Annotated in this window: 16 protein-coding genes and 2 tRNA genes; 8 read left to right on the top strand and 10 right to left on the bottom strand. The window is 73.0% G+C overall.

Translation table 11 applies throughout. The annotated features are described in order from the left end of the window. Positions 1–20: 20 nt before the first annotated feature. From AB0J10_RS17965 to AB0J10_RS17975, 3 genes are all read right to left on the bottom strand, one after another. Positions 21–3,131, bottom strand: a complete 3,111-nt coding sequence (locus AB0J10_RS17965; protein ID WP_363062603.1) for a HAMP domain-containing protein — start codon at positions 3,129–3,131, stop codon at positions 21–23. A 126-nt stretch (positions 3,132–3,257) separates the two neighbouring features. Then, on the bottom strand, positions 3,258–3,707 hold the full coding sequence (locus tag AB0J10_RS17970; protein WP_363062795.1) for an ATP-binding protein: 450 nt from the start codon (positions 3,705–3,707) through the stop codon (positions 3,258–3,260). 65 nt (positions 3,708–3,772) lie between these two features. Beyond that, positions 3,773–4,174 (bottom strand): STAS domain-containing protein, encoded by a 402-nt coding sequence (locus tag AB0J10_RS17975; RefSeq protein ID WP_363062605.1) that lies wholly within the window; start codon positions 4,172–4,174, stop codon positions 3,773–3,775. Between the two features lie 368 nt (positions 4,175–4,542). On the opposite strand from AB0J10_RS17975, the gene AB0J10_RS17980 reads away from it, so the two are divergent. The 4 genes from AB0J10_RS17980 (at position 4,543) to AB0J10_RS17995 (ending at position 7,545) form a co-directional block, all read left to right on the top strand. Next, positions 4,543–4,977, top strand: coding sequence for a hypothetical protein (locus AB0J10_RS17980; protein ID WP_363062607.1), 435 nt, complete (start codon positions 4,543–4,545; stop codon positions 4,975–4,977). Positions 4,978–5,324: 347 nt separating this feature from the next. After that, positions 5,325–5,786 (top strand): cyclic nucleotide-binding domain-containing protein, encoded by a 462-nt coding sequence (locus AB0J10_RS17985; protein ID WP_138051910.1) that lies wholly within the window; start codon positions 5,325–5,327, stop codon positions 5,784–5,786. A gap of 239 nt (positions 5,787–6,025) precedes the next feature. Then, positions 6,026–6,889: a metallophosphoesterase gene (locus AB0J10_RS17990; RefSeq protein WP_363062797.1), complete on the top strand. Its 864-nt coding sequence runs from the start codon at positions 6,026–6,028 to the stop codon at positions 6,887–6,889. Continuing rightward, positions 6,886–7,545 carry a 4'-phosphopantetheinyl transferase superfamily protein gene (locus AB0J10_RS17995; protein WP_363062609.1) on the top strand — a complete coding sequence of 220 codons (660 nt, stop codon included), beginning with the start codon at positions 6,886–6,888 and terminating at the stop codon, positions 7,543–7,545. Before AB0J10_RS17990 ends, AB0J10_RS17995 begins: the two co-directional genes overlap by 4 nt. Before the next feature lie 117 nt (positions 7,546–7,662). On the opposite strand, the gene AB0J10_RS18000 is transcribed toward AB0J10_RS17995, so the two are convergent. From AB0J10_RS18000 to AB0J10_RS18020, 5 genes are all read right to left on the bottom strand, one after another. Further along, the gene (locus tag AB0J10_RS18000) at positions 7,663–10,512 is read right to left on the bottom strand and encodes a type 2 lanthipeptide synthetase LanM family protein (protein WP_363062611.1); all 2,850 of its coding nucleotides are present in this window, start codon (positions 10,510–10,512) and stop codon (positions 7,663–7,665) included. Positions 10,513–10,641: 129 nt separating this feature from the next. Beyond that, positions 10,642–10,845 carry a DUF6229 family protein gene (locus AB0J10_RS18005; protein WP_363062613.1) on the bottom strand — a complete coding sequence of 68 codons (204 nt, stop codon included), beginning with the start codon at positions 10,843–10,845 and terminating at the stop codon, positions 10,642–10,644. 686 nt (positions 10,846–11,531) lie between these two features. Further along, a complete protein-coding gene (locus tag AB0J10_RS18010; RefSeq protein WP_363062615.1) occupies positions 11,532–12,026 on the bottom strand; it encodes a hypothetical protein in 495 nt (164 codons plus the stop codon). After that, a complete protein-coding gene (locus tag AB0J10_RS18015; RefSeq protein WP_363062617.1) occupies positions 12,023–12,190 on the bottom strand; it encodes a hypothetical protein in 168 nt (55 codons plus the stop codon). The genes AB0J10_RS18010 and AB0J10_RS18015 overlap by 4 nt, the downstream gene beginning before the upstream one ends. A gap of 533 nt (positions 12,191–12,723) precedes the next feature. Next, a tRNA-Pro gene (locus AB0J10_RS18020) sits at positions 12,724–12,797 on the bottom strand. 146 nt (positions 12,798–12,943) lie between these two features. On the opposite strand from AB0J10_RS18020, the gene AB0J10_RS18025 reads away from it, so the two are divergent. Next, on the top strand, positions 12,944–13,429 hold the full coding sequence (locus tag AB0J10_RS18025; protein ID WP_363062619.1) for a DUF309 domain-containing protein: 486 nt from the start codon (positions 12,944–12,946) through the stop codon (positions 13,427–13,429). 344 nt (positions 13,430–13,773) lie between these two features. On the opposite strand, the gene AB0J10_RS18030 is transcribed toward AB0J10_RS18025, so the two are convergent. Then, positions 13,774–14,193, bottom strand: coding sequence for a DoxX family membrane protein (locus AB0J10_RS18030; protein WP_363062621.1), 420 nt, complete (start codon positions 14,191–14,193; stop codon positions 13,774–13,776). 594 nt (positions 14,194–14,787) lie between these two features. Between AB0J10_RS18030 and AB0J10_RS18035 the strand changes: the two genes are divergently transcribed. Then, on the top strand, positions 14,788–16,482 hold the full coding sequence (locus AB0J10_RS18035; RefSeq protein ID WP_363062799.1) for a S8 family serine peptidase: 1,695 nt from the start codon (positions 14,788–14,790) through the stop codon (positions 16,480–16,482). A 193-nt stretch (positions 16,483–16,675) separates the two neighbouring features. Then, the gene (locus AB0J10_RS18040; RefSeq protein ID WP_363062623.1) at positions 16,676–19,600 is read left to right on the top strand and encodes an AAA family ATPase; all 2,925 of its coding nucleotides are present in this window, start codon (positions 16,676–16,678) and stop codon (positions 19,598–19,600) included. A 263-nt stretch (positions 19,601–19,863) separates the two neighbouring features. On the opposite strand, the gene AB0J10_RS18045 is transcribed toward AB0J10_RS18040, so the two are convergent. After that, positions 19,864–19,937: transfer RNA gene (locus tag AB0J10_RS18045), tRNA-Pro, on the bottom strand. 125 nt (positions 19,938–20,062) lie between these two features. Here AB0J10_RS18045 and AB0J10_RS18050 point away from each other — a divergent pair. Next, positions 20,063–20,779: a transketolase gene (locus AB0J10_RS18050; protein WP_363062625.1), complete on the top strand. Its 717-nt coding sequence runs from the start codon at positions 20,063–20,065 to the stop codon at positions 20,777–20,779. The last annotated feature ends 46 nt before the right edge of the window (positions 20,780–20,825 follow it).

Genomic DNA, 20,825 nt, shown 5'->3' on the forward strand with positions numbered 1-20,825 from the left:
CCCACCCGGTCCCGGCCGCTTCAGTCGTGGTCGAGCCAGTGGTGCACGCGCTCGACCAGGTCGTGGGCGTCGACGGGTTTGGTGATGTAGTCGTTCGCCCCGGACTCCAGGCTCTTGGCCCGGTCCCCGGGCATCGCCTTCGCGGTGACCGAGATGATCGGAACATCGGCGAAGCCCGGCATGTCGCGGATCGCGGCGGTGGCCGTGTGCCCGTCCATGCCGGACATCATCACGTCCATCACGATGAGGTCCACCTCCCGGTGGGCGGTGAGCAGTTCGATACCGGAGCGCCCGTCGGCGGCGGTGAGCACATGCACCCCTTCCGCCTCCAGGATCTCGGTGAGCGCGTACACGTTCCGTACGTCGTCGTCCACGATGAGCACCACACGTCCGGCGAGCGATCCGCGACGGTCGGCCGAGGCGTCGCCGCCGGGTTCGAGGGATTCCTCGGGGGCGGCGGAGTCCGGGCCGCGCGGCAGGCTGCCGCCGATGGGCACGTAGAAGGTGAACTCGCTGCCCTCACCGAGCCGGCTCTCGGCGACGATCACCCCGCCCAGGAGCTGGGCGACCTCACGGCTGATGGAGAGGCCCAGTCCGGTGCCGCCGTAGCGGCGGCCGGTGGCGAGGGCGCCCTGCTGGAACGCGCCGAAGATGGTGTCCAGGTGCTCGGGCGCGATGCCGACTCCGGTGTCCCGCACCCGGAAGGCGACCACCGACATGCCGCGCATCCGCTCGGGGAGTTCGTCGTCGGCGGCCTTGTGGACCCGCAGTTCGACGCCGCCGCGCTCGGTGAACTTCAGGGCGTTGGAGAGCAGGTTGCGCAGCACCTGACGCAGCCGCGGCTCGTCCGTGGTGATCTCCGCGGGTACGCCGGGTGCGGTGACGACCCGGAAGTCCAGCTCGCGTTCGGTCGCCAGGGGCCGGAAGGTCATCTCGACGTACTCCAGCAACTGGCCAAGCGCGAACGGCTCGCGGTGGATGTCCATCTTCCCCGCCTCGACCTTCGACAGGTCGAGGATGTCGTTGATCAGCTGGAGCAGGTCCGAGCCGGCGGAGTGGATGACCTCCGCGTAGTCGACCTGCTTCTCCGTCAGGTTTCCCTCGGGGTTCTGAGCGAGCAACTGGGCCAGGATGAGCAGGCTGTTGAGCGGGGTGCGCAGCTCATGGCTCATGTTGGCGAGGAACTCGGACTTGTACATCGACGTGCGGGAGAGCTGCTTGGCCCGCTCCTCGAGCTCCTGCCGGGCCTGCTCGATCTCCAGGTTCTTGCGCTCGATGTCGCGGTTGCGGTCGGCCAGCAGGGCCGCCTTCTCGGCGAGTTCGGCGTTGGAGCTCTGCAGCTCCTCCTGCCGCACCTGCAGTTCCTGCGAGCGGGCACGGAGTTCCGCGGTGAGCAGTTGGGACTGCTCCAGCAGTTCGTCGGTGCGGGCGTGGGCGATCAGGGAGCTGACGATGACGCCGACCGTCTCGATGAACTGGTCGAGGAAGTCGCGGTGGAGGCCGGAGAACGGCCGCAGGGCCGCGAGTTCCACGGCGCCGAGCACCTGGCCCTCGACGAGGATCGGAAGCACGACAAGCGCCCCCGGCGGTCCGGCGCCGAGCCCGGAGGAGATAGTGAGATAGCCGGGCGGCAGATCGTCGACGGCGATGGTGCGGCGGCTGAGCGCGGCCTGCCCGACCAGGGACTCACCGAGCCGGAAGCGCGAAGGCGGTTGGGACGGGCCGGCGGGCGGCGCCCCGTAGGAGGCGATCCTGACGAGTTCGGTACCGGCGGCCCCCTCTCCTGCGCCCGTGCCTTCGTCCCGCGCCGCCCCCTCTCCTGCGCCCGGGCCTTCGCTCGTCCCCGTTCCTCCCCTCGTCCCCGCGCCCTCGCTCGTCCCCGTTCCTCCCCTCGTCCCCGCGCCCTCGCACTCACCCGCCGGCGCCGCCAGGAAGAACGCGCCGTACTGGGCGGACACCAGCGGCGGCAGCTCTTCCATGATCACGTGGGCCACCTGGACCGGGTCGCGGCTGCTCTGCATCAGCCCGGAGATCCGGGCGAGGTTGGTCTTGAGCCAGTCCTGTTCCTGGTTGGCGCGGGTGGTGGCGCGCAGGGACTCCACCATCATGTTGATGTTGTCCTTGAGTTCGGAGACCTCGCCCGAGGCGTCGACGGTGATGGACCGGGTGAGGTCGCCCTCGGCGACGGCGCTGGTGACCTCGGCGATGGCGCGGACCTGGCGGGTGAGGTTCCCGGCCAGCTCGTTGACGTTCTCCGTGAGCCGCTTCCAGGTGCCGGAGACGCCCTCGACCTCGGCCTGGCCGCCCAGCCGCCCCTCGCTGCCGACCTCACGGGCGACCCGGGTCACCTCGGCGGCGAACGACGACAACTGGTCGACCATCGTGTTGATGGTCGTCTTCAGCTCCAGGATCTCGCCCCGGGCATCCACGTCGATCTTCCGGGTGAGGTCGCCCTGGGCGACGGCGGTGGTGACCTGGGCGATGTTGCGCACCTGGTTGGTCAGGTTGGTCGCCATGGAGTTGACGTTGTCCGTGAGGTCCTTCCAGGTGCCCGACACCCCGCTGACGGTGGCCTGACCGCCCAGATCGCCCTCGGTGCCCACCTCGCGGGCCACCCGGGTGACCTCTTCGGCGAACGACGACAGCCGCTCGACCATGGTGTTGATGGTGTCCTTGAGCTCCAGGATCTCGCCCCGCGCGTCCACCCGGATCTTCTGCGTCAGGTCGCCCCGGGCGACCGCGGAGGCGACCTGCGCGATCGACCTCACCTGCGAGGTGAGGTTGTCGGCCATGGTGTTCACACCGGTGGTCAGCTCCTGCCAGACCCCGCTGACGCCCTTCACCCGGGCGTGCCCGCCGAGGCGTCCCTCGCCGCCGACCTCACTGGCGACCCGGGTGACCTCGGAGGTGACCAGCGACAGCTGGTCGGCCATGCCGTTGTAGACGGCGGCGATCTCGCCCATGATCCCGTCGGCTTCCTCCGGGAGCCGCGCGGAGAAGTCGCCGTCGCGCACGGCCGTCAGCCCGGCCAGGAGCTTCCTGAGCCCTTCCTCGCTCAGCTCCGCCGGTGGCCGGACCTCTCCCAGCGCCTCGCGCCCCGTGGCGGGCCGAGTGTGTCCGGATTCATCCATGGCCGACCTCGTGTGCCGAATCGTCCTGCGTCCCGTGGCCCGCGCACCACCCGGCGGGCAGTGCACCCGGCCCCGGCTCCCCTACCGACTGTCGCACGGTGGGACCGGGTCGGCGCCCCGTGCCGCTCACGGCCGGCGGGGGGCCGTGACCTCGGCCCACACCGTCTTTCCGGGGTCCCGGGGCACCGAGCCCCACGCCCGGGCGAGCCGGCCCAGCACCACGAGACCGTGCCCGCCGGGCACGGCCGGGTCGGCGTGCGGACGCGGCCGGGGCGGCACGGGGCTCGCGTCGCTGACCTCGATGCGGAGCCGCTCGGGGGTGCAGTTGAGAACGAGCTCCAGCGGCCCACCGGCGTGCAGGCAGGCATTGGTGACCAGCTCGGAGACCACCATCAGGACGTCCTCGGCGACCGCCCGCCGTTCCTCGTCCCAGTCCGGTGCCGTGTCGGTGCTCGTGTCCCAGGCGTACGGGTCGCCCCCGGGGAACGCCTCCGCGGACCGGGCGAGACCGCCGGGCGGCAGCCATTCCCAGTCGGCGAGGGCCGTCGCGCTGAAGTCCCGGCAGCGGCCGACCACGCCCCTCGTCCCCGAGATCCCGAGACGACGGGTCTGGCCCTGCTGCGGAAGTGCCGCGCTCACGGCTATTCCTGCCGTGGGCCCGCGAGCGCCTCGCCGAGGCTCGCGTACCGGGGGAAGACCGCCCCCGCACCGGTGATGGTGAGCATGCGGGTCACCTGTGGCCGCAGTGCCACGAGCTCCACGCGGGCCTCGCTCCCCTGCGCGGCGAGTCTCGCCCGCAGCAGCACGTTCAACCCGGTGGAGTCGCAGAACAGCAGCTCCGCACAGTCGACGAGAATTCGCCGTGCCCCGCCGGCGACCGCGTCGTCCAGGGCCGTGCGCAGCGGTTCCGCCGTGTCGTGGTCGAGCTCGCCGGTGAGTTCGACCACCACGATGCCCGGTTCCGGGCCGGGCCGGGCCGTGACCGTGAACCGGCCACCACCACTGCTGCCACTGCCGGCCCAGCCGTCCTGTGCTGACACCATGCGCGGTTCTCCGTCCGTCCCTGCCGGCTCTCCGTCCGTCCCCGCCGGCTCTCCGTGCGTACCCGCCTGCTCTCGCGCGTCGGCCCCACCGCCTGCCGTTGCTCCGCCCGTCCCCGCCGGGACCCCGCGCGTCGCCCCCGGGACGTCGCGCCGTTCCGCCGGTGACAACCCGACTATGGCACCGCCTCCGCCGTACCGCTCCCGTTCCACGGGCTCGCGACGGCGCGGCGGCACCGGACCCGGCCTCTGCCCCGGTCCGGTCATCCACAGGCCGCTTCGGTCCTCACGCGGCGACTACCCAGCGCTCGCATGGCTAGGCTGAAATACCCGTCGATTCTTCTCACAAGCGGCGAAAGCTGGCGCATGCGATGAACGTGACCTCCGACTTCGAGCTGCTGGGCGTGACGATCCAGGTGGAAGGGCGCCCCGACATGCCCGTACGTCTGGCGCCCGCCGCCCAGCGGCGCGGTACCGGGCCGCCGCCCACACCCCTGGTGCTGCGGGAGGGGTCGGAATTCCGGGTGCGGCTGGAATTCGCCGTGGGGGCGGGCCGGGACCTGGAGGGGCTGCGGTTCATCGACGAGCGGACCCGTCAGGGCGTGACCGTCGGCCATCAGGAGATCCTGCTCGGCGACTACCGCCGCGGGGGTCCGTACGAGATCGTGCTGCCGCCGGAACGGCTGCCGATCGGCCATATGGCCCGCGACGTCTACCAGGTGATCGGCACCTTCGTGGACGAGGAGGGCCGGGTCCTCGGCTGCGAGTCCCACAGCTTCGAGATCACCAAGGACTGGCCCCACTGAGCACGCCCGGCGACTGGCCCCGGTGTGGCCGCCCACTCGGGGGCCTCGCCGCGACCCTTCGCCCGGGGGCCTCACTGCGACCCGTCGCGGGGGGAGCGGCAGCACTGCACGGCCACGGCCCGTGCACCCTCGGACCGCGGATCGCCGCCCTGGATCTGTCGCCGGCGCGGCGGCGCTCGAGATGTCGGCAGGGGCGTGCGGCCCACGGCGGCCGGACTGCTGCCGAGCACGCCCCCGGCGACGCCCCGGCCCGTGCGTACGACGCCGGCCCGGTCCTCCCCGGACCAGGCCGTGCGTTCGGCGCCCGGACGGCTCACGATGGGCTTGAGGCGAACGGAGGCACAGCGATGAGCAGCTCTTCGATACGGATCACGGCCGCCCTGTCCACCGAGCACCGCGGCCGGTTGATGGAGATGGCCAAGGACGTCAAGTTCCCGGAAGGGGCCCGTGTCTTCGAGGAGGGCCGCCTCGCCGACCGGTTCTGGATCATCCGGTCGGGGACCGTCACGCTGGACATCCGTGTTCCCGGCCGGCGCCCCGCCGTGATCGAGAACCTCGGCTTCGGTGAACTCGTGGGATGGTCGTGGCTGTTCCCGCCGTACGTCTGGCAGTTGGGCGCCGAGGCCATGACCCCGGTACGGGCCCAGGAGTTCGACGCGGTACCGGTCCGCATGCTGATGGACGCCGATCCCGCGTTCGGCTCGGCGATCGGCCAGTGGGTCGGGCGCGTCCTGGCCCATCGGCTGCACTCGGCCCGGGTGCGGCTGCTCGATCTGTACGCCCCGTACGGCAGCGGTCTCACACCGTGAACTGAGCACCGTACAGCACCGTATCCTGGCTCCGGGCGGCGGACCGCGATCACCGCTCCCGGGCCCGCAGCCGGGGACCTCCCCGGCATGCGCCCCCGGGAGCCCGGCGCCCCGGCGGTTGCCGTCGTCACGCCGGTGTACCGCCGTTCGTCACGCCGTCGTTCCGAGGAGCTGGGAAGTGCACCGTGAGTTATGAGGTCCGTGGCGGTCCGGCGGAGCCGGCGGAGGCCCGCGCGGGCATCGGCCGCCGGGGCGACGGGCCCAGGCTCGTGGCCGTCAGCGATCTGCACGTCCGCTACGCCGAGAACCGCTCCGTCGTCGAGCGGCTGCGCCCGGAGTCGGACGAGGACTGGCTGCTGGTCGCCGGTGACGTCGGCGAGTACGTCGCCGACGTGCGCTGGGCACTGGACCTGCTGGCCGGGCGGTTCGCCAAGGTGGTCTGGACGCCTGGCAACCACGAGCTGTGGACGCCTCCCGACGACCCGGTGCAGTTGCGCGGCGAGGAGCGCTATGAGCACCTGGTGCGGCTCTGCCGGGAGCTGGGGGTGGTCACTCCCGAGGACCCGTTCCCGCGGTGGGAGGGATCCGGCGGACCGGTGGCGATCGCCCCGCTCTTCGTGCTGTACGACTACTCCTTCCGGCCCGCCGGAGCGCACTCCAAGGAGTCGGCCCTCGCGATCGCCGAGGAGGCCGGAGTGGTGTGCACGGACGAGTTCCTGCTGCACCCGGACCCCCATCCGTCGAGGGACGCCTGGTGCCGCGCCCGGCTCCGGGTCACCGAGGCCAGGCTGGCCGAAGTACCGCCGGAACTGCCGACCGTCCTCGTCAACCACTATCCGCTGGTGCGCGAGCCCACCAAGGTGCTGTGGCACCCGGAGTTCGCCCTCTGGTGCGGGACGGAGGCGACGGCGGACTGGCCGCGCCGGTTCCGTGCCTCCGCCGTCGTGTACGGCCATCTGCACATCCCTGGGCTGGTGTGGTGGGAGGGCGTACCCCACCAGGAGGTCTCCCTCGGGTATCCGCGCGAGTGGCGCAGGCGTCCGGGTACGCCCGGCCGTCCCGTGGAGGTCTTCCCGTTGGTTCCGGACGGAGCGTGCACGTGATCGGCAAGCTGCTGCCCCCGCCGATCGCGGTCTGCGAAGCCTTCCGCGACCCACCGGTGTTGGAGATGTACCCCGAGGAACGCGCCGTCGTGGCGAACGCCGTGCCCCAACGCCGGCAGGAGTTCGGCACGGTCCGGGCGTGCGCCCGCAAGGCGCTCGGAGAACTCGGCTACGCGCCCGGGCCGATCCTGCCGGGAGCCGCGAGGGACCCGCAGTGGCCGCCCGGTGCGGTCGGCGCCATGACCCACTGCCAGGGCTACCGTGCGGCGGCCGTCGCACACGCCGCCGACGTCCTGACGATCGGCCTGGACGCCGAGCCCCATCTGCCCTTGCCGGACGAGGGAGTCCGCGACCTGGTCACGCTCCCCGAGGAACGCGCGGCGCTGGACCGGCTGAGCGTCCTGCGCCCGGATGTCTGCTGGGACCGGCTCCTGTTCAGCGCCAAGGAGAGCGTCTACAAGGCCTGGTTCCCGCTGGCCCGGCGATGGCTGGACTTCGAGGAGGCCGCCCTCACCATCGACCCCGACGACGCCACCTTCCACGCCCGGCTGCTGGTGGACGGCCCGGTCGTCGACGGCCGCCCGCTGACGGGATTCGACGGGCGCTGGCTCGTCGAGTCGGGGCTGGTGGTCACGGCGATCGCGGTGGTGCGCTGAGGCGCGAGCGCATGGAGCGCGACGGTGACGGCATCGCCCCGCACTCACGTCCGGGCTCAGCCCCACGCCCATCCACGATCAAGGCCGCCGCACCGTCCAGCACAACCCGACGAAGTACTACCCGGGGCTGTCAGGCCCGGAGTGGGCAAGGAGGAGCGGCAGGCTCAGCCGGGCGTCGGGGTGCATCCGGAGCAAGTGGTGCACCACCCCGGAGAGGCCGGGGAGCAGCCCCGGTGCGAACGCTTCCTTGGCGAGGCCGCCGACCGGACCGCGCTGCTCGATGCCGGTGATCAACTCGGCGTCGGCCTGGGCGGCGGAGGGGCCCTCGTACCCCTTCAGGCCGCGCAGGTGGTGGAGGAGCTCCCAGAGTCCGAGGTCGCCGTGGCAGAGGGTGTGGCTCCAGCCGAACCCCTCGCGGAGGCCGGCCGGACCCGAGCGGAGGGCGGTGTCCAGGTACCGGGGATCGCCCGTGCGCCGGTGGAGGTCGACGGCGGCCAGGCCGATGCCCGTACTGCCATGGCACCACGCGGTGGGGAAGTCGACGTCTCCTCCGATCCGCGCGTCGGCCCAGGCGCGTTCCTCCGGCACGTACAGCGACTCCTCGAAGTCGTGGGCCAGAGCGCCGAGTTCGTGCCATCGACGCCGGTCGGCCGGGCTCCCGGCAGCGGACAGGGCGAGCCGGGTGAGTGCCCACCCGGCACCGGTGGCGCCATGGGCGAATCCGCCGATGCCCTCGGGGAACATCAGCGTGGACCACCGGGCTCCGCGGTCGTCGAGGACCGCAGTCCGTTCCAGCTGCCGCCCGGCCTCTGCGGCGACGTCCAACCACCGCTCCTCGCCCGTGAGTTCGGCGAGATCGAGCAGCGGGACCGGTATTCCGGCCGCGCCGCTGAGCACGTCGAGCGCCCGGTCCTCGGCGAGGATCTCCGGGGTCAGCAGCGCGGCCCTGGCGCGGGCGCGGTCGAGGAGCCCGGGCGTGCCGAGGAGGCGGTGCAGTACGCTCCAGGTCCACACCTGCGAGGCGATTCCGGTGAAGGCCCCGAGCGGCCGGGTCGGCGTGGTGTCCTCGGTGGCGGCCAGCACTTCCAGGGTGCCGGCCAGCACGGATTCGGCATCGGCCACCGGATCGGCTCGGCCGGCCCGCTGCTCCCGCAGGTGCTCCGCGAGGGCCACCGCCACGCCGCCCTGCCCGGTGTAGAGGTCCGCGCCGAGCGGGCGGATCGCCCAGCCGTAGTCCGTGAGCACCGGACTGATCCAGGTCGCGGTGGCGTCGGCGCCGCGCACGGCGGCCGCGCAGATGGTCCGCACGACCTCGGCCGCCAATGTGCGCCGCCGCCTGTCCAGGTCCTCGGTGTGCGGCGCACGGGCGGGGGTGCGTACCCGGTCGGGCAGCCGGCGTTCGTTCAGATAGGCGCCGACCAGGGCGCTGCGGATAGTGTCCCGCTCACGGGTGAGGTCCGCGCGCCGCCACCCCGTCAGGAAGGAGTCCAGCCGCTGTGCGTCCACCTGCTCGCCGAACGCGGGGACGTCCCCGACCAGGAGGTCCGCGATCTCCCCGTCGATCACCGCCGGTTCGCGAGGTGCTCCCGGGGCGGCGAGGGCGTTGCGGCGGAGGATGTCCCGGGCCCGTGCCAGGGCGGCGTCGGGGTCGTGCAGCGAGGCCGGGTGCCAGAGCATCCGGCCGATGTCCGTGTACGTCTGAGTGGGCCGCCGGATCCTGCGGACCCGGCATCCGTCGAACACCCGCAACAGCGCGTCGAGCCGACCGTCCGCGTCGAGCTGGGCGAGGGCTTCGGTGAGCCCGTCGAAACCGGCCAGGACCTGGTCCCAGTGGCGGATCAGTACGGGTTCGGGGCTGGGGTGGTTGCGGGCCGCCGGCAGGTCCACCACGCCGATCTCCATCCGGGCGGTGTCCCGTCCGCCGTCCACGATGACCGGGACGCGGATCTGCGGCTGCTGGCCGGGCAGGCCGCCGGCGGCCGAGAGGTCCACGCCGGCGAGGGCGTAGCCGTCGGTGCGGAGCGGGAGGATGCCGGTGCGCAGCACGGTGTTGCGGATGGTCCGGGCCGCCCGGTCCACGGCGTCGCCGCGCCCGCTCGGCGGTACCTCGACGTCGGGGGTGAACAGGGCTTCGGCGTCGACCACGGCGGGCACCGGACCGTGGGCCACCAGGTTCTCGGCGTGCAGGTCGGTCCCGCCGAGGAGGCGCATCACCGCCAGCCAGCCGCCCAGGGCACGGTAGAAGCGGGCGAGTTCCGCCTCGTCCCGGCAGTAGTCGTGACCGAGGTGCTCGGCCCAGCCGTAGCCGTCCTGGACCACGACCCTCGGCACGCCCAGGTCCTCGGCGCCGGGGACGGCGGCGACGAAGGAGCGCAGCGCCGCGTCCACGTCCACGGGCCGCGGCTTGTACATGACGCCGGCGCTGTCGAAGACCAGCCGGGCCACCGCCCGGCCCCCGTGGTGGGTGTCCCCGCGGGCGAGCTCCAGGGTGCGCAGTGGTCCGGGGTCGCCGCCGAGCAGGTCGGCGACGGCGCGCCGGTCCGCGGCGAACCGGGTGCCGAGTTCCATGGCGCCGTCGATGAGCAGGCGCCCGGAGGCGAAGGCCCGTCGACGCAGTGCCGGATAGCGCCGGTGCAGGGTCTCGGAGAACCCGGGGGCGGAGGCGTGCAGGAGGAAGGCGTCCCATCGCGTGGACGGGTCCGCGCCGGGCAGGCCACCGGCCAGGGCGGCGGCCTGCAGTTCGAGCAGCAGCACCCGGTTGAGCCGGAGCTGGAGGGTGCGGCGTAGGACTTCGCGCGTGGCCTCGCGCAGAACCTCCCGCTCGTCGGAGGCCAGCCCGGCCGTCCCCGGGATCCGCTCGTCCAGCTCCGCGAACAGCGGGGCCGCGAAGGCGTCCACCGGGCCGGCGAACCATCCCTCGGGCGGCGGTCCGTCGGCCGGACGGGCCGCTGCCACCGGTTCCACCATGCTGCTTCCTCTCCTGACGGCTGGGGGTTCCCCGGGTGGTGCCGGCCGGACCCGCGGGTCCGGCCGGCGCGGGCCGGGGAACCCGTGAGGGCTCCCCGGGTGGTGCGTTCGGTGCGGTACGACGGTTCGTCAGCAGCAGTAGCTGTGCCACGAACCGGTGCAGCTGCTGCACCCGGTGAACAGCGCCTCGGTGCCGTCGGTCAGCGCGGCCTCGCCGGCCGCACCGCCCACGTAGAGCGGGCCGGCCGGGTTGTCAGCACCGAAGGCCGTCTCTGCACCCTGGAGCCAGGCGATGACCACCTCGTCCGTATGCGTCGTGGACATGACAGACATGGAGTTCCTCCTACGAATCGCCGGAAGTGCACGGGGCTACAGAATCCACCGGAATCGATCCATCCGGGATCTCCCAGAACCGGCCAATCGTCGAGCGGGAATCCGGGCGCACCCGGCCCGCTCCGGAGATCGCCGTCGCACGGCCGGGCCCGCGGCCGCCGCCGGCGCACCGAGGACGCCATCCATGATGGCGGGCGGTGTCCGCCCGTGCGCGGCCCCGTCCGGCGAGACCACCGTGGGGCCCCGAAGGGGACGGCGACGGCGCCTGTCAAGAGGCGCGGCCCATACACATCCGGCCATTCACTCCCTGGGCGGTATCCCGGTCCGCGCCGCCGACCGCGAGAGTGCGGCATACGCCGCCGCCTTCGTACACACGAGACGCGGGGCGGCGGCGGTCGGTCGTACACATGCGGTCGGCTACGGCATCGCGGTCTTCCCGTGCCGCGCCCGTGGGTGGCCACGCACAGCTCGCGGCCGTCCGGGCTCGGGGCCGGGCAGAGGGCCGCTGTCATCGGCAGCTTGCCGGTGGCAGTACCGGGCTGAACGGCCAGGTCGTCGGCGAGGTCCGCTGAGAAGTGGGAGCGGAGGTGGGGCTCACCCCGAGCGGCCACAGCCGCCCACGCGCACGGGCGTTCGGCGATACGAGCGCCCTTGCACGGCGGCCGCGGTCTCAGGGGTGACCGCGGTCAGCTGCAGGCGCCCTCGCTGGAGGTCGCGTGGGAGAGGTGGAAGGCGGGCGTGTCCGGGCCGGGCGGCGGCAGGTCCTCGGCTCCCGGGAAGACCAGGGGCGGCTGCTCGTCCGGAGTCAGTGTGACGCGGACGCAGTACTCGGTCTCGGTGTCCTCGGTGCTGACCGTGTAGCCGCCGTCCTCCTCCTTGTGTGTGTCGACGCCGTGCCCGGGTCCGATGCCGCTCTCCCGGATCGCCTCGGCGATCAGGAAGCCACGGTCGCCGTCCAGGCTCGTGTAGTGCCGTTCTCCGTCCAGGTCCGCGACGCCCTGTTCGACGGCGTCGCGGAATTCGCCCTCGCTCCACGTCGACTCGGCCCGCATGCCGAACAGCGCGCCGAACGCGATGAGCGGCGTCAGGATGATGAGTGCGAGACCGACCGGGTTGCGGTGGTTGAAGACGTACCGGCTGGTTCCCCACCTGCTCCTGACGAAGACCGGCTCCTCGCTCAACGCGGCACCCGCCAGCCGCCGATGAAGGCCGTCCGGGCCTCCGTCCGGAACGCGAGCTCCGGGACGTCGGCGGTGTGGACAGGGACGCCCTCGGCCCGTGCGGCCGGTCCGGGGTGGGCTCGGCCGGAGTGAAACGAGAGTCCACGGCGAGAAGCGGTCGTCATGGCGCAACTGTATCGGCGAGGGTCATCCCATCGGTGATCGACCTGACCGGGACGACGACCGCTCGGGCCGGCCGGGAAGAGCGAGGTGAACGTCACCCTCCCGGGCCCGAAGTCGCGGCGCCGATGCCGGCGTTGTCGTCGTCAGGGAGGCGCCAGGCCACAGTCCACCGTGCGTTGGACCGTGTCACCGGCGATCGGAACGGGAGTCAGCAGTCCCCCGGCCGCCGAGGGGTCCGGCTCACCCCACGTGTGCACGGATCGTGCTCCATCCCCTCCTCGCAGCAGCCCGGATGGTGAGTGAGCCCAACGGCAAGTACTCGACCACCATGCCGCACGCATCGCCGCTCACCAGCCCGCGCGCCCACCGATCGGCGACAGACCGGCCGTTGAACCCCGCCCGAAGCGCATCCTGACCGGGTCAAGGTGCGCTTCGCCCCGGACAGGGGCGCTGGTCCCCGACTGGCCCCCAAGAACGATCAAGGGGCCGTTTCAGATCACTCTGAAACGGCCCCTTGACCTGCGACTCTTCCGAGTCGGGACGACAGGATTTGAACCTGCGACCCCTTGACCCCCAGTCAAGTGCGCTACCAAGCTGCGCCACGTCCCGATGCGCGCATCCCCCAGGGTCTGCCCCCGGCTGACCGCGCAAGAGAACATTACCCCAATCCGCACCTCGCCCGGGGACACGACCCCCGCCGGGGGCGACGGGCCCGCCGGTGGGCCCGTCGCCCGGTCAGGAGTGACAATCGGGGCGTGACCAGGACGTCGAGGGATCGCGATGACGAGGGCCGGGCGCGCAACGCCCGTCCGAGGGACGGGCTGGGGCGGCCGCTCCAGTACGGGCAGGAAGGAGTGCAGCGGCAACCGGAAGGGGTGGTCCGGTCACCCGATGAGACTCTGGCCGAGGCGCAGCGCCTGCTGGACGCGGGCATGCCGTTCCACGCCCACGAGGTGCTGGAGGACGCCTGGAAGTCCGGACCGGAGGAGGAACGCGGGCTGTGGCGGGGCCTTGCGCAGCTGGCCGTGGGGCTGACTCATGCGGCGCGCGGCAATCCCACGGGCGGCGCCGCGCTGCTGACCCGGGGCGCCCACTCCATCGCCCCGTACGCGTCGGGGCGGCCGTATGCGATCGATGTCGTGGGGCTGGCCCGCTGGGCGGAGGAGCTGCGGGACGAACTGCGGCAGGACGGGAGCCCGGTCCCCGCCGCGGGACGGGCACCGCGGCTGCGCGCGGGCTGAGCCGGCCGCAGCGCGGGCGGCGCTGACGCTGCTCACTCATGCCGGAAGCACGGCCCGGACCGGGCCTGGGGGCGGACTGGTCCCGCTCGGCGATCGGCGACCTGCGGCGCCGTCACCGGCCGCACGGGGGCACGGGGGCAGGCACGGAGGCACGGGCGCACCTGCCGGAACCGGCCGGGAACCGCCAGGCCGCGCGGCCGGTGACCACTGCGCGGCGGCGGCAGAGCCTGCCGGAGCGGCGCTGTCCGACGCTCCGCGCGGCAGGGCTGGGGCAGGGCACCGGACCGCAGTGAGGCCCGTCGGGCCGTCGATCCCGGGCGCCGGGCCCGGGGTCACGGGCGGGCTCACCCCAGGTGGAACAGGGGCCCCGTGAGTGTCAGCCCCAGGTCGTGTCCGGCGTAGGCGAAGAACGCCAGCATCACCAGCGCCGCGCCCCCGAGGGCGGTGTCCTTCAGGAACGAGATCTGCTCCGTCTGTCGGGTGCGGGGGTCGGTCTCCTTCCAGAACGCGTGCATGATCAGCGCGGTCGGCAGGACGAACACCGCGATCAGCAGGGCGCCGAGGTCCGCCCAGACGCCGAGCACGACGCTCAGGCCGCCGAGCAGCAGGAGCACTCCGCTCAGCACGGTCGCGGCCTCCGCGGCGGGCAGGCCCTTGGAGGCGGCGTAGGCGCCCATCTGCTTGTGCTGGGTGAGGTGTCCCACCGCGGAGAAGAGGAACACGATCGCGAACAGGACGCGCCCGATCAGGACCAGGACATCCATTCCGGCCTCCGGGGTTCACGAGGGCGACGGTCTCCGCGGCCGGGAGACCGATGGTCTCGTCGTTCGAGGGGGCGCCGGCCTCCGCCTCCATTGTCCATCCGGCCGGAGGAACGCTCAGATCGGAGCGTCGTCGCAGGTCAGCACCGCGGGCAGGAGAGGCCCGCACCGGTTCCCGGGGGCACGCGGGGGGTGACAAGGGTTTTCCCCGTATCGGGTTCACCGCGCCTTTCCCTACTGTCTGCCGCACCGGTGGATCCCGGCCATCCCGACCTGAATGTCAGGTGCATGTTAATGCTGGGTGACATCCGGTGGCGGCTCTTGACCAGGGGCCGTCACGCAGGCGGCGGCGCACGGGCTCACCCGGCCCGGGGCACCACGGATCGCACCCCCACAGCGAACCGCGGAAGCCATGCGCCGCCCCTCTGCGTTCCGCACCGTCATTTGAAAGGGATCATCTTGAACGGTTCCGGACGGAGACTCATATCCGTCGTGGCCGCGAGCGCCACGATATTGGGTGCCGCGGCCACTTCCTCCGTGGCGTTCGCCGCCGCCTCGGGGGAGCCCTCGCCGAAGCCCGCACCGGCTTCGCAGGCGATGACCGAACTCCCCTCCTCGCCCGTCGAGAAGGTCATCGTCACCTACAAGTCCCAGGCCGCGGAGGCGGGTTCGAACGCCGCCGCCGCAGGTGACGCCAAGGCCAAGGGCTCCGAGACCGGGGAGAGCCTGCGCTTCGAGCGCCGTCTCGCCGGCGGTGCCGCCCTGGTCGACCTGGGCGGGGAGGCCTCGAAGAAGGACCTCGCCGAGGTGATGGACGCCTACCGCGCCGACCCCTCGGTCGCCTCGGTGGAGCCGGACATCCGCGCCTACGCCATGGCGGTCACCCCGAACGACACCGACTACACCAAGCAGTGGGACCTGTTCGAGGCCACGGGCGGCATGAACGTCCCGGGCGCCTGGGACAAGACCACGGGCAGCGGTGTCACCGTCGCCGTCATCGACACCGGCTACGCCACCCACTCCGACCTGGCGGCGAACATCGTCTCGGGCTACGACTTCATCTCCAGCTCCGCGGACGCCCGTGACGGCAACGGCCGCGACAGCAACGCCAGGGACGAGGGCGACTGGAACGCCACCGACAACGAGTGCGGTCTCGGTTCCAAGGCGAGCGACTCGTCGTGGCACGGCACGCACGTCGCGGGCACCATCGCCGCCACCACCCACAACGGCAAGGGCGTCGCGGGCATCGCGTACCAGGCGAAGATCCAGCCCGTGCGCGTGCTCGGCAAGTGCGGCGGCTCGTCCTCGGACATCGCCGACGCCATCACCTGGGCGTCCGGCGGGAGCGTCCCGGGCGTCCCGGCCAACGCGACCCCGGCGAAGGTGATCAACCTGAGCCTCGGTGGAGCCAGTTCCACCTGCCCGAGCGTCTACCAGAACGCCATCAACGGAGCCGTGTCCCGCGGCACCACGGTGGTCGTGGCGGCCGGCAACAGCAACGCCAACGCCTCCGGGTTCACCCCGGCCAACTGTGCGAACATCATCAACGTCGCGTCGACGAGCCGTGAGGGCAACCGGTCCTTCTACTCCAACTACGGCTCGGTCGTCGACGTGGCGGCGCCCGGCGGGGAGACCCGCCGTGCCACCGACACACCCGGCACCGTCACCACCCCCGAGAACGGCATCCTCTCCACGCTGAACTCGGGCACCACCACCCAGTCGGCCGAGAACTACAAGCCCTACCAGGGCACTTCGATGGCCGCACCGCACATCGCCGGGCTCGCCGCCCTGCTGGAGTCCGTGAAGCCGGCGCTGACCCCGGCCGACATCGAGTCGGCGATCAAGGCCAATGCCCGTCCGCTGCCCGGCACCTGCACCGGCGGCTGCGGCAGCGGCATCGCCGACGCCACCAAGACGGTGAACGCGGTCTCCGGCACCACGCCCGGCGGCACGACCTTCACCAACGGTACGAACGTCACGATCTCGGACAACTCAACGGTCTCGTCCTCGATCACCGTCACCGGCCGCTCCGGCAACGCCCCCGCCGCCCTCAAGGTCGACGTGGACATCAAGCACACCTGGCGCGGCGACCTGGTCATCGACCTGATCGCCCCGGACGGGACCGTGCGCAACCTGAAGACCTCGTCCGGCTCGGACAGCGCCGACGACGTCCTCGCGACGTACACCGTCGACGCCTCCAGCGAGGTCGCGAACGGGACCTGGAAGCTGCAGGTCCGCGACGTGGCGTCGGGTGACACCGGCTACATCGACAGCTGGAGTCTCACCTTCTGAGACACCGGTACGACCAGCATTCACGCAGGTCAGGGGCGCGTTCGCGGGCACGGTCCGCGGGCGCGCCCCGTGGTCGGCCCGGTCCGGACCTGTCCGCATGCCGGACACCGGGCCTGGACTGGGCCGATCGGGTTCGTATCCTCTGCTCGAACGGGCAGGGGGCCCGCGCACGCCGGAAGGTGGTGGTGGGTACGTGAACGTCGGCGCGTACCTCCCTCCGCGCGCGCACGCGGGGAGGCCTCACGTACCGGTCGGCCGGGCCGAACTCCTCGACCGCCTCGACCGGGTCCTGCACGCCCGCGGGCGCGCCCTGCTCACCGGCCCCGCGGGGGTCGGCAAGTCCGAAGTGGCGCTCGCCATCGCGGCGCGCGCCGAGGCGCGCGGCGAGAAGGTGCTGTGGCTGGCCACGCTCCCCACCGACCGCGGGATTCCCGGCGCGGCCGCGGCGGCGCTCGTGGCCTCCGTCGCCGCGTCGGCGACCGACCCGGGGCCTCGGACGGGCCTCGCCCCGAGCGGCGGGAATCCGGCCGGGGAGCAGGACTCCCTCCGGCTGCTGCCCGGACCGCAGCGCGCCGCCGTGGCGATGCTGTGCCGGGAGGCACCCGTGCCCGAGGAGGGATGGGACCGCATCGCCCTGCGACTCGCCCTCGCCGGGATCCTCCGGACGCTCACCGCCGGCAGTCCGGTCCTGCTCGTCGTGGACGGAGTCCAGCGGGTGGACCCGGAGAGCGCCGATCTGCTGCGCTTCGCCCTCCATCTCGCCCCGCCCGCGCTGCGGGTCGTCGCCGTCGAGACCCCGGACGCCGAGGCGTACGGACCCGGCTCCTCCGGCGAAGGCCCGGAACCGCTGTGGGTCCCGTCCGAGGCGGACGTGCTGAACGTGGCGCCGCTGCACGCGGACGAGATCGCCGAACTCCTCATCCACCACCGTCTCCCCTCCCGGATGGCCGGCCGCATCCACCGGGCCAGCGGCGGCAACCCACGGCTCGCCCTCGCCATCGGTCGCTCCCTCGCCGACGCGCGGACGCCGGTGCACCACGCCGAGGCGCTGTCCCTGTCCGGCCGCGCCCGCGACCTCGCCCGGCAGCTCCTCGGTGTGGCCTCCCCCGCCGTGCGCGCCACGCTGCTGCTCGCCGCGCTCGCACTGCGGCCCTCGGCGTCGCTGATCCGCAGGGCGGGCCGGCCCACCGCGGAGTCCGACCTGGCCATGGCCGAACGGGCCGGACTGATCGCTCTCACCGAGGACGGCACGGTGTCCTTCACGGCGGGTGTGCTGCCGTCCACACTCGTGCACGACGCCTGCTGGATCGAGCGCAGCCAGGGCCACGCCGCGCTCGCGCGGGTCGTGGACGACCCGGTGGAGGAGGTACGGCACCGGGCCCTCGCCACCGATGTACCCGACGAACGGCTGGCGGCCGAGGTCGCCGCCGCGGCCGACTCCGCACGGCGCCGCGGCAACAGCGCCCTGGCGGCCGAACTCGCCCTGCTCGCCGCGGAGTCCACGCCGGGGCGGGAGGGAACGCAGCGGATCGCCCGGCTGGTCGACGCGGCGGAGGAAGCCGCCCGCGCCGCCCGCGCCGACCTCGCGGTGCGCGCCGCCACCGATCTCCTCTCCCGGGACGCCGCTCCCGCCGACCGGGTCCGGGCCCGCCTCGCGGTGCTGGACACCGCCGGTCAGGGACTCACCGGCCTCGACGAGATCTATGTGCACGCGATGGAGGACTCCGAGGGCGACACCGCGCTGCGCGCCGCCGTACAGCTCCGCCTCGCCGTGAAGTACGTCCTCGCCGACGGCGACCCCGTACGCTCACGGGCGGCCGCCGTCGACTCGGCGGAACTGGCCTCCTCCGTCGGCGACGCGAGGACGGCGGCCAGGGCCCTGACCGTGCGGGCGCGCATGGAGCGCTTCCTCGGCTCGCCGGACGCGGAGCGGGTGCTGGCCGAGGCGCGGGCCCTGGAGATGGTCGAGCGGCCGCCCGGGATCCGCAACGCCGCACAGATACTGACGATCCGTCACGCCCTCTTCGACGACCGGCTCGGCGACGCCCGGGACCAGCTCAACGCGCTGCTGCCGCTGGTCGAGCGCCGTGGCACCGTCGAGGACGCCATCGAGCTGTTCAACACGTCCGCGGAGGTCGAGGCCCGCCGTGGCCAGTGCGCGGCGGCGCTGTCGCACGCCGGACGGTCACTCGCCCTGACGCTGGAGGCGGGCCTCTCCCCGGGACCCGCCTGGTACTCGCTGGCCCTCGCAGAAACGGCCGGCGGCAGCTTCGCCCGCGCCGCCGGCTACGCGCGCCGCAGCGCCCAGGCCTCCGAGGAGGAGGGCGACCATGTCTTCCTGTCCCGCAGCCTCTACGCGCTCGGGCGGGTCCAGCTCGTCACCGGCGACGTGGCCAACGCCCTGGAGACCCTGAGACGGGTCCAGGCCGGGGAGCGCGCCCAGTCCGCCGTGGACCCGTCCATGCTGCGCTGGCACGAGGAACTGGCCGAGGCGCTGATCGCCAACGACGCCCCGGAGGAGGCCGCAGCGGTGCTCTTCGACGTAAGGCCGGTCGCGGAGCGGCTGGGCCGTACGACGGTGCTGCTCGGCTGCGACCGGGTGTACGCGCTGTACCTGGCGGCGAGCGGGAAGGCCGACGAGGCGACCGGGCTGCTGGCGGAGACGGCCGACCGGTTCGGCGACGCGGGGCTGCCGCTGGAGCGCGGCCGGGCGCTGATCGCGCTCGCCCGGGTGGAGCGCCGCCGCCGCAGGCGCTCGGCGGCGCAGCAGGCCCTGCAGTCGGCGGCGACGGTCTTCGAACGGTCGGGGGCGGCGCCCTGGCTGGCGCTGGCGTCGGAGTCGCCGTCGGGCTCGGCCGAGCCCGCGCCCTCCCGCGACGGCGCGCTGTCGTCGCTGACGGAGGCGGAACTGCATCTGGCGCTGCTGGTCGGGCAGGGCGCCAGCAACCAGGAGGCGGCGGCGCGACTTTATCTGAGTGTGAAGACGGTAGAGGCCCGGCTGACCCGCATCTACCAGAAGCTGGACGTGCGTTCGCGGGCCCAGCTGGCCACCGCGCTCAGCGTCTGGCCCGGGCTGAGGCCGCCGGAGATCCCGGCCGGCGGGCCCGCGGTCGGCTGAGCGCCGCCGGCCCCGGGGCGCCGCAAAGTCCTGCGGATCCCTGCGCCGCCCCCACCCGGTGGCGATCACCGTACGCGGCAGTGCCGCAGCCGCGGTCCCGGCAGGTCGGGAGGCGAGCCGGCCCAGCACGGACACCTGGCGGCGGACCGAACGTGGTCCGGCCGGTGGCCGCACCTTCGCACGGTGGCCGGAGGACGCGGAGAGGCCGTGTCGGATTGACTCCGACACGGCCTCTCACCTGCGACTACGAAGCAGAGCTTCCGTCGGGACGACAGGATTTGAACCTGCGACCCCTTGACCCCCAGTCAAGTGCGCTACCAAGCTGCGCCACGTCCCGGTGCCCGTCTGACCTGGGGTTTCCCCCGGCCGAACGCGCACGAGAACCATACCGCACTTCGCCGGGTGGTCACGAACCGATTGCCGGTTGACCTCAAGTGCGGTTGAAGTTGCACGGTGGGTCCCATGACGCTCACAGGACCGACCACGACTCGTGACCGCACCCACACCCACCAGGACCTGGACCGCCTGATGGCCCGGATGACGGGCGACGAGAAGCACGGGCCCGCCGCCACCTCCACGCTCGACGCCCTGTGGGTGCTGTACGACCGGGTGCTCAGGGTGACCCCGGAGACCGCCGGCTCGGCCGAACGCGACCGGTTCCTGCTGTCGAAGGGCCATGGCCCCATGGCCTACTACGCGGTGCTCGCGGCGAAGGGGTTCATCGACGAGGAGTCGCTGACCGGGTTCGGGTCGTACGACTCCCCGCTCGGCCATCACCCGGACCGGGTGCTCGTGCCCGGTGTGGAGATCGGGAGCGGCTCGCTCGGGCACGGACTGCCCCTCGCGGTCGGCACCGCACTGGGCCTGCGGGCGCAGGGGCTGGACGGTCCCGCGGTGTGGGTGCTGATCGGCGACGCCGAGCTGGACGAGGGGAGCAACCACGAGGCGATCGCCTACGCCGGCGCGGCGGGACTCCGACGCCTCCACACGCTGGTGATCGACAACGGGTCCGCGACCCATGGCTGGCACGGCGGCATCGCCTCCCGCTTCCAGGCGGCGGGCTGGTCGGCGACGACCGTGGACGGACGCGACCACGAGGCGCTGCACACGGCGTTCACCGCACCCCATTCCGGGCGCCCGCGAGCCGTCGTGGCCCGCGTCGAAGCGAAGGGCGCCTGACCGGCACACCGGCCGCGCGCCCGGCCCGGACGCCGGACCCCGGCAC

This window comes from Streptomyces sp. NPDC049887 (assembly GCF_040656535.1).
In the GTDB taxonomy this organism is placed as follows: Bacteria; Actinomycetota; Actinomycetes; order Streptomycetales; family Streptomycetaceae; genus Streptomyces.

Bases quoted from the DNA above. Each gene is read 5' to 3' on its own strand.
- AB0J10_RS17965 (WP_363062603.1), bottom strand. From the start codon at position 3,131: ATGGATGAATCCGGACACACTCGGCCCGCCACGGGGCGCGAGGCGCTG.
- AB0J10_RS17975 (WP_363062605.1), bottom strand. From the start codon at position 4,174: ATGGTGTCAGCACAGGACGGCTGGGCCGGCAGTGGCAGCAGTGGTGGT.
- AB0J10_RS17980 (WP_363062607.1), top strand. From the start codon at position 4,543: ATGAACGTGACCTCCGACTTCGAGCTGCTGGGCGTGACGATCCAGGTG.
- AB0J10_RS17985 (WP_138051910.1), top strand. From the start codon at position 5,325: ATGAGCAGCTCTTCGATACGGATCACGGCCGCCCTGTCCACCGAGCAC.
- AB0J10_RS18000 (WP_363062611.1), bottom strand. From the start codon at position 10,512: ATGGTGGAACCGGTGGCAGCGGCCCGTCCGGCCGACGGACCGCCGCCC.
- AB0J10_RS18005 (WP_363062613.1), bottom strand. From the start codon at position 10,845: ATGTCTGTCATGTCCACGACGCATACGGACGAGGTGGTCATCGCCTGG.
- AB0J10_RS18015 (WP_363062617.1), bottom strand. From the start codon at position 12,190: ATGACGACCGCTTCTCGCCGTGGACTCTCGTTTCACTCCGGCCGAGCC.
- AB0J10_RS18030 (WP_363062621.1), bottom strand. From the start codon at position 14,193: ATGGATGTCCTGGTCCTGATCGGGCGCGTCCTGTTCGCGATCGTGTTC.
- AB0J10_RS18035 (WP_363062799.1), top strand. From the start codon at position 14,788: ATGACCGAACTCCCCTCCTCGCCCGTCGAGAAGGTCATCGTCACCTAC.
- AB0J10_RS18050 (WP_363062625.1), top strand. From the start codon at position 20,063: ATGACGCTCACAGGACCGACCACGACTCGTGACCGCACCCACACCCAC.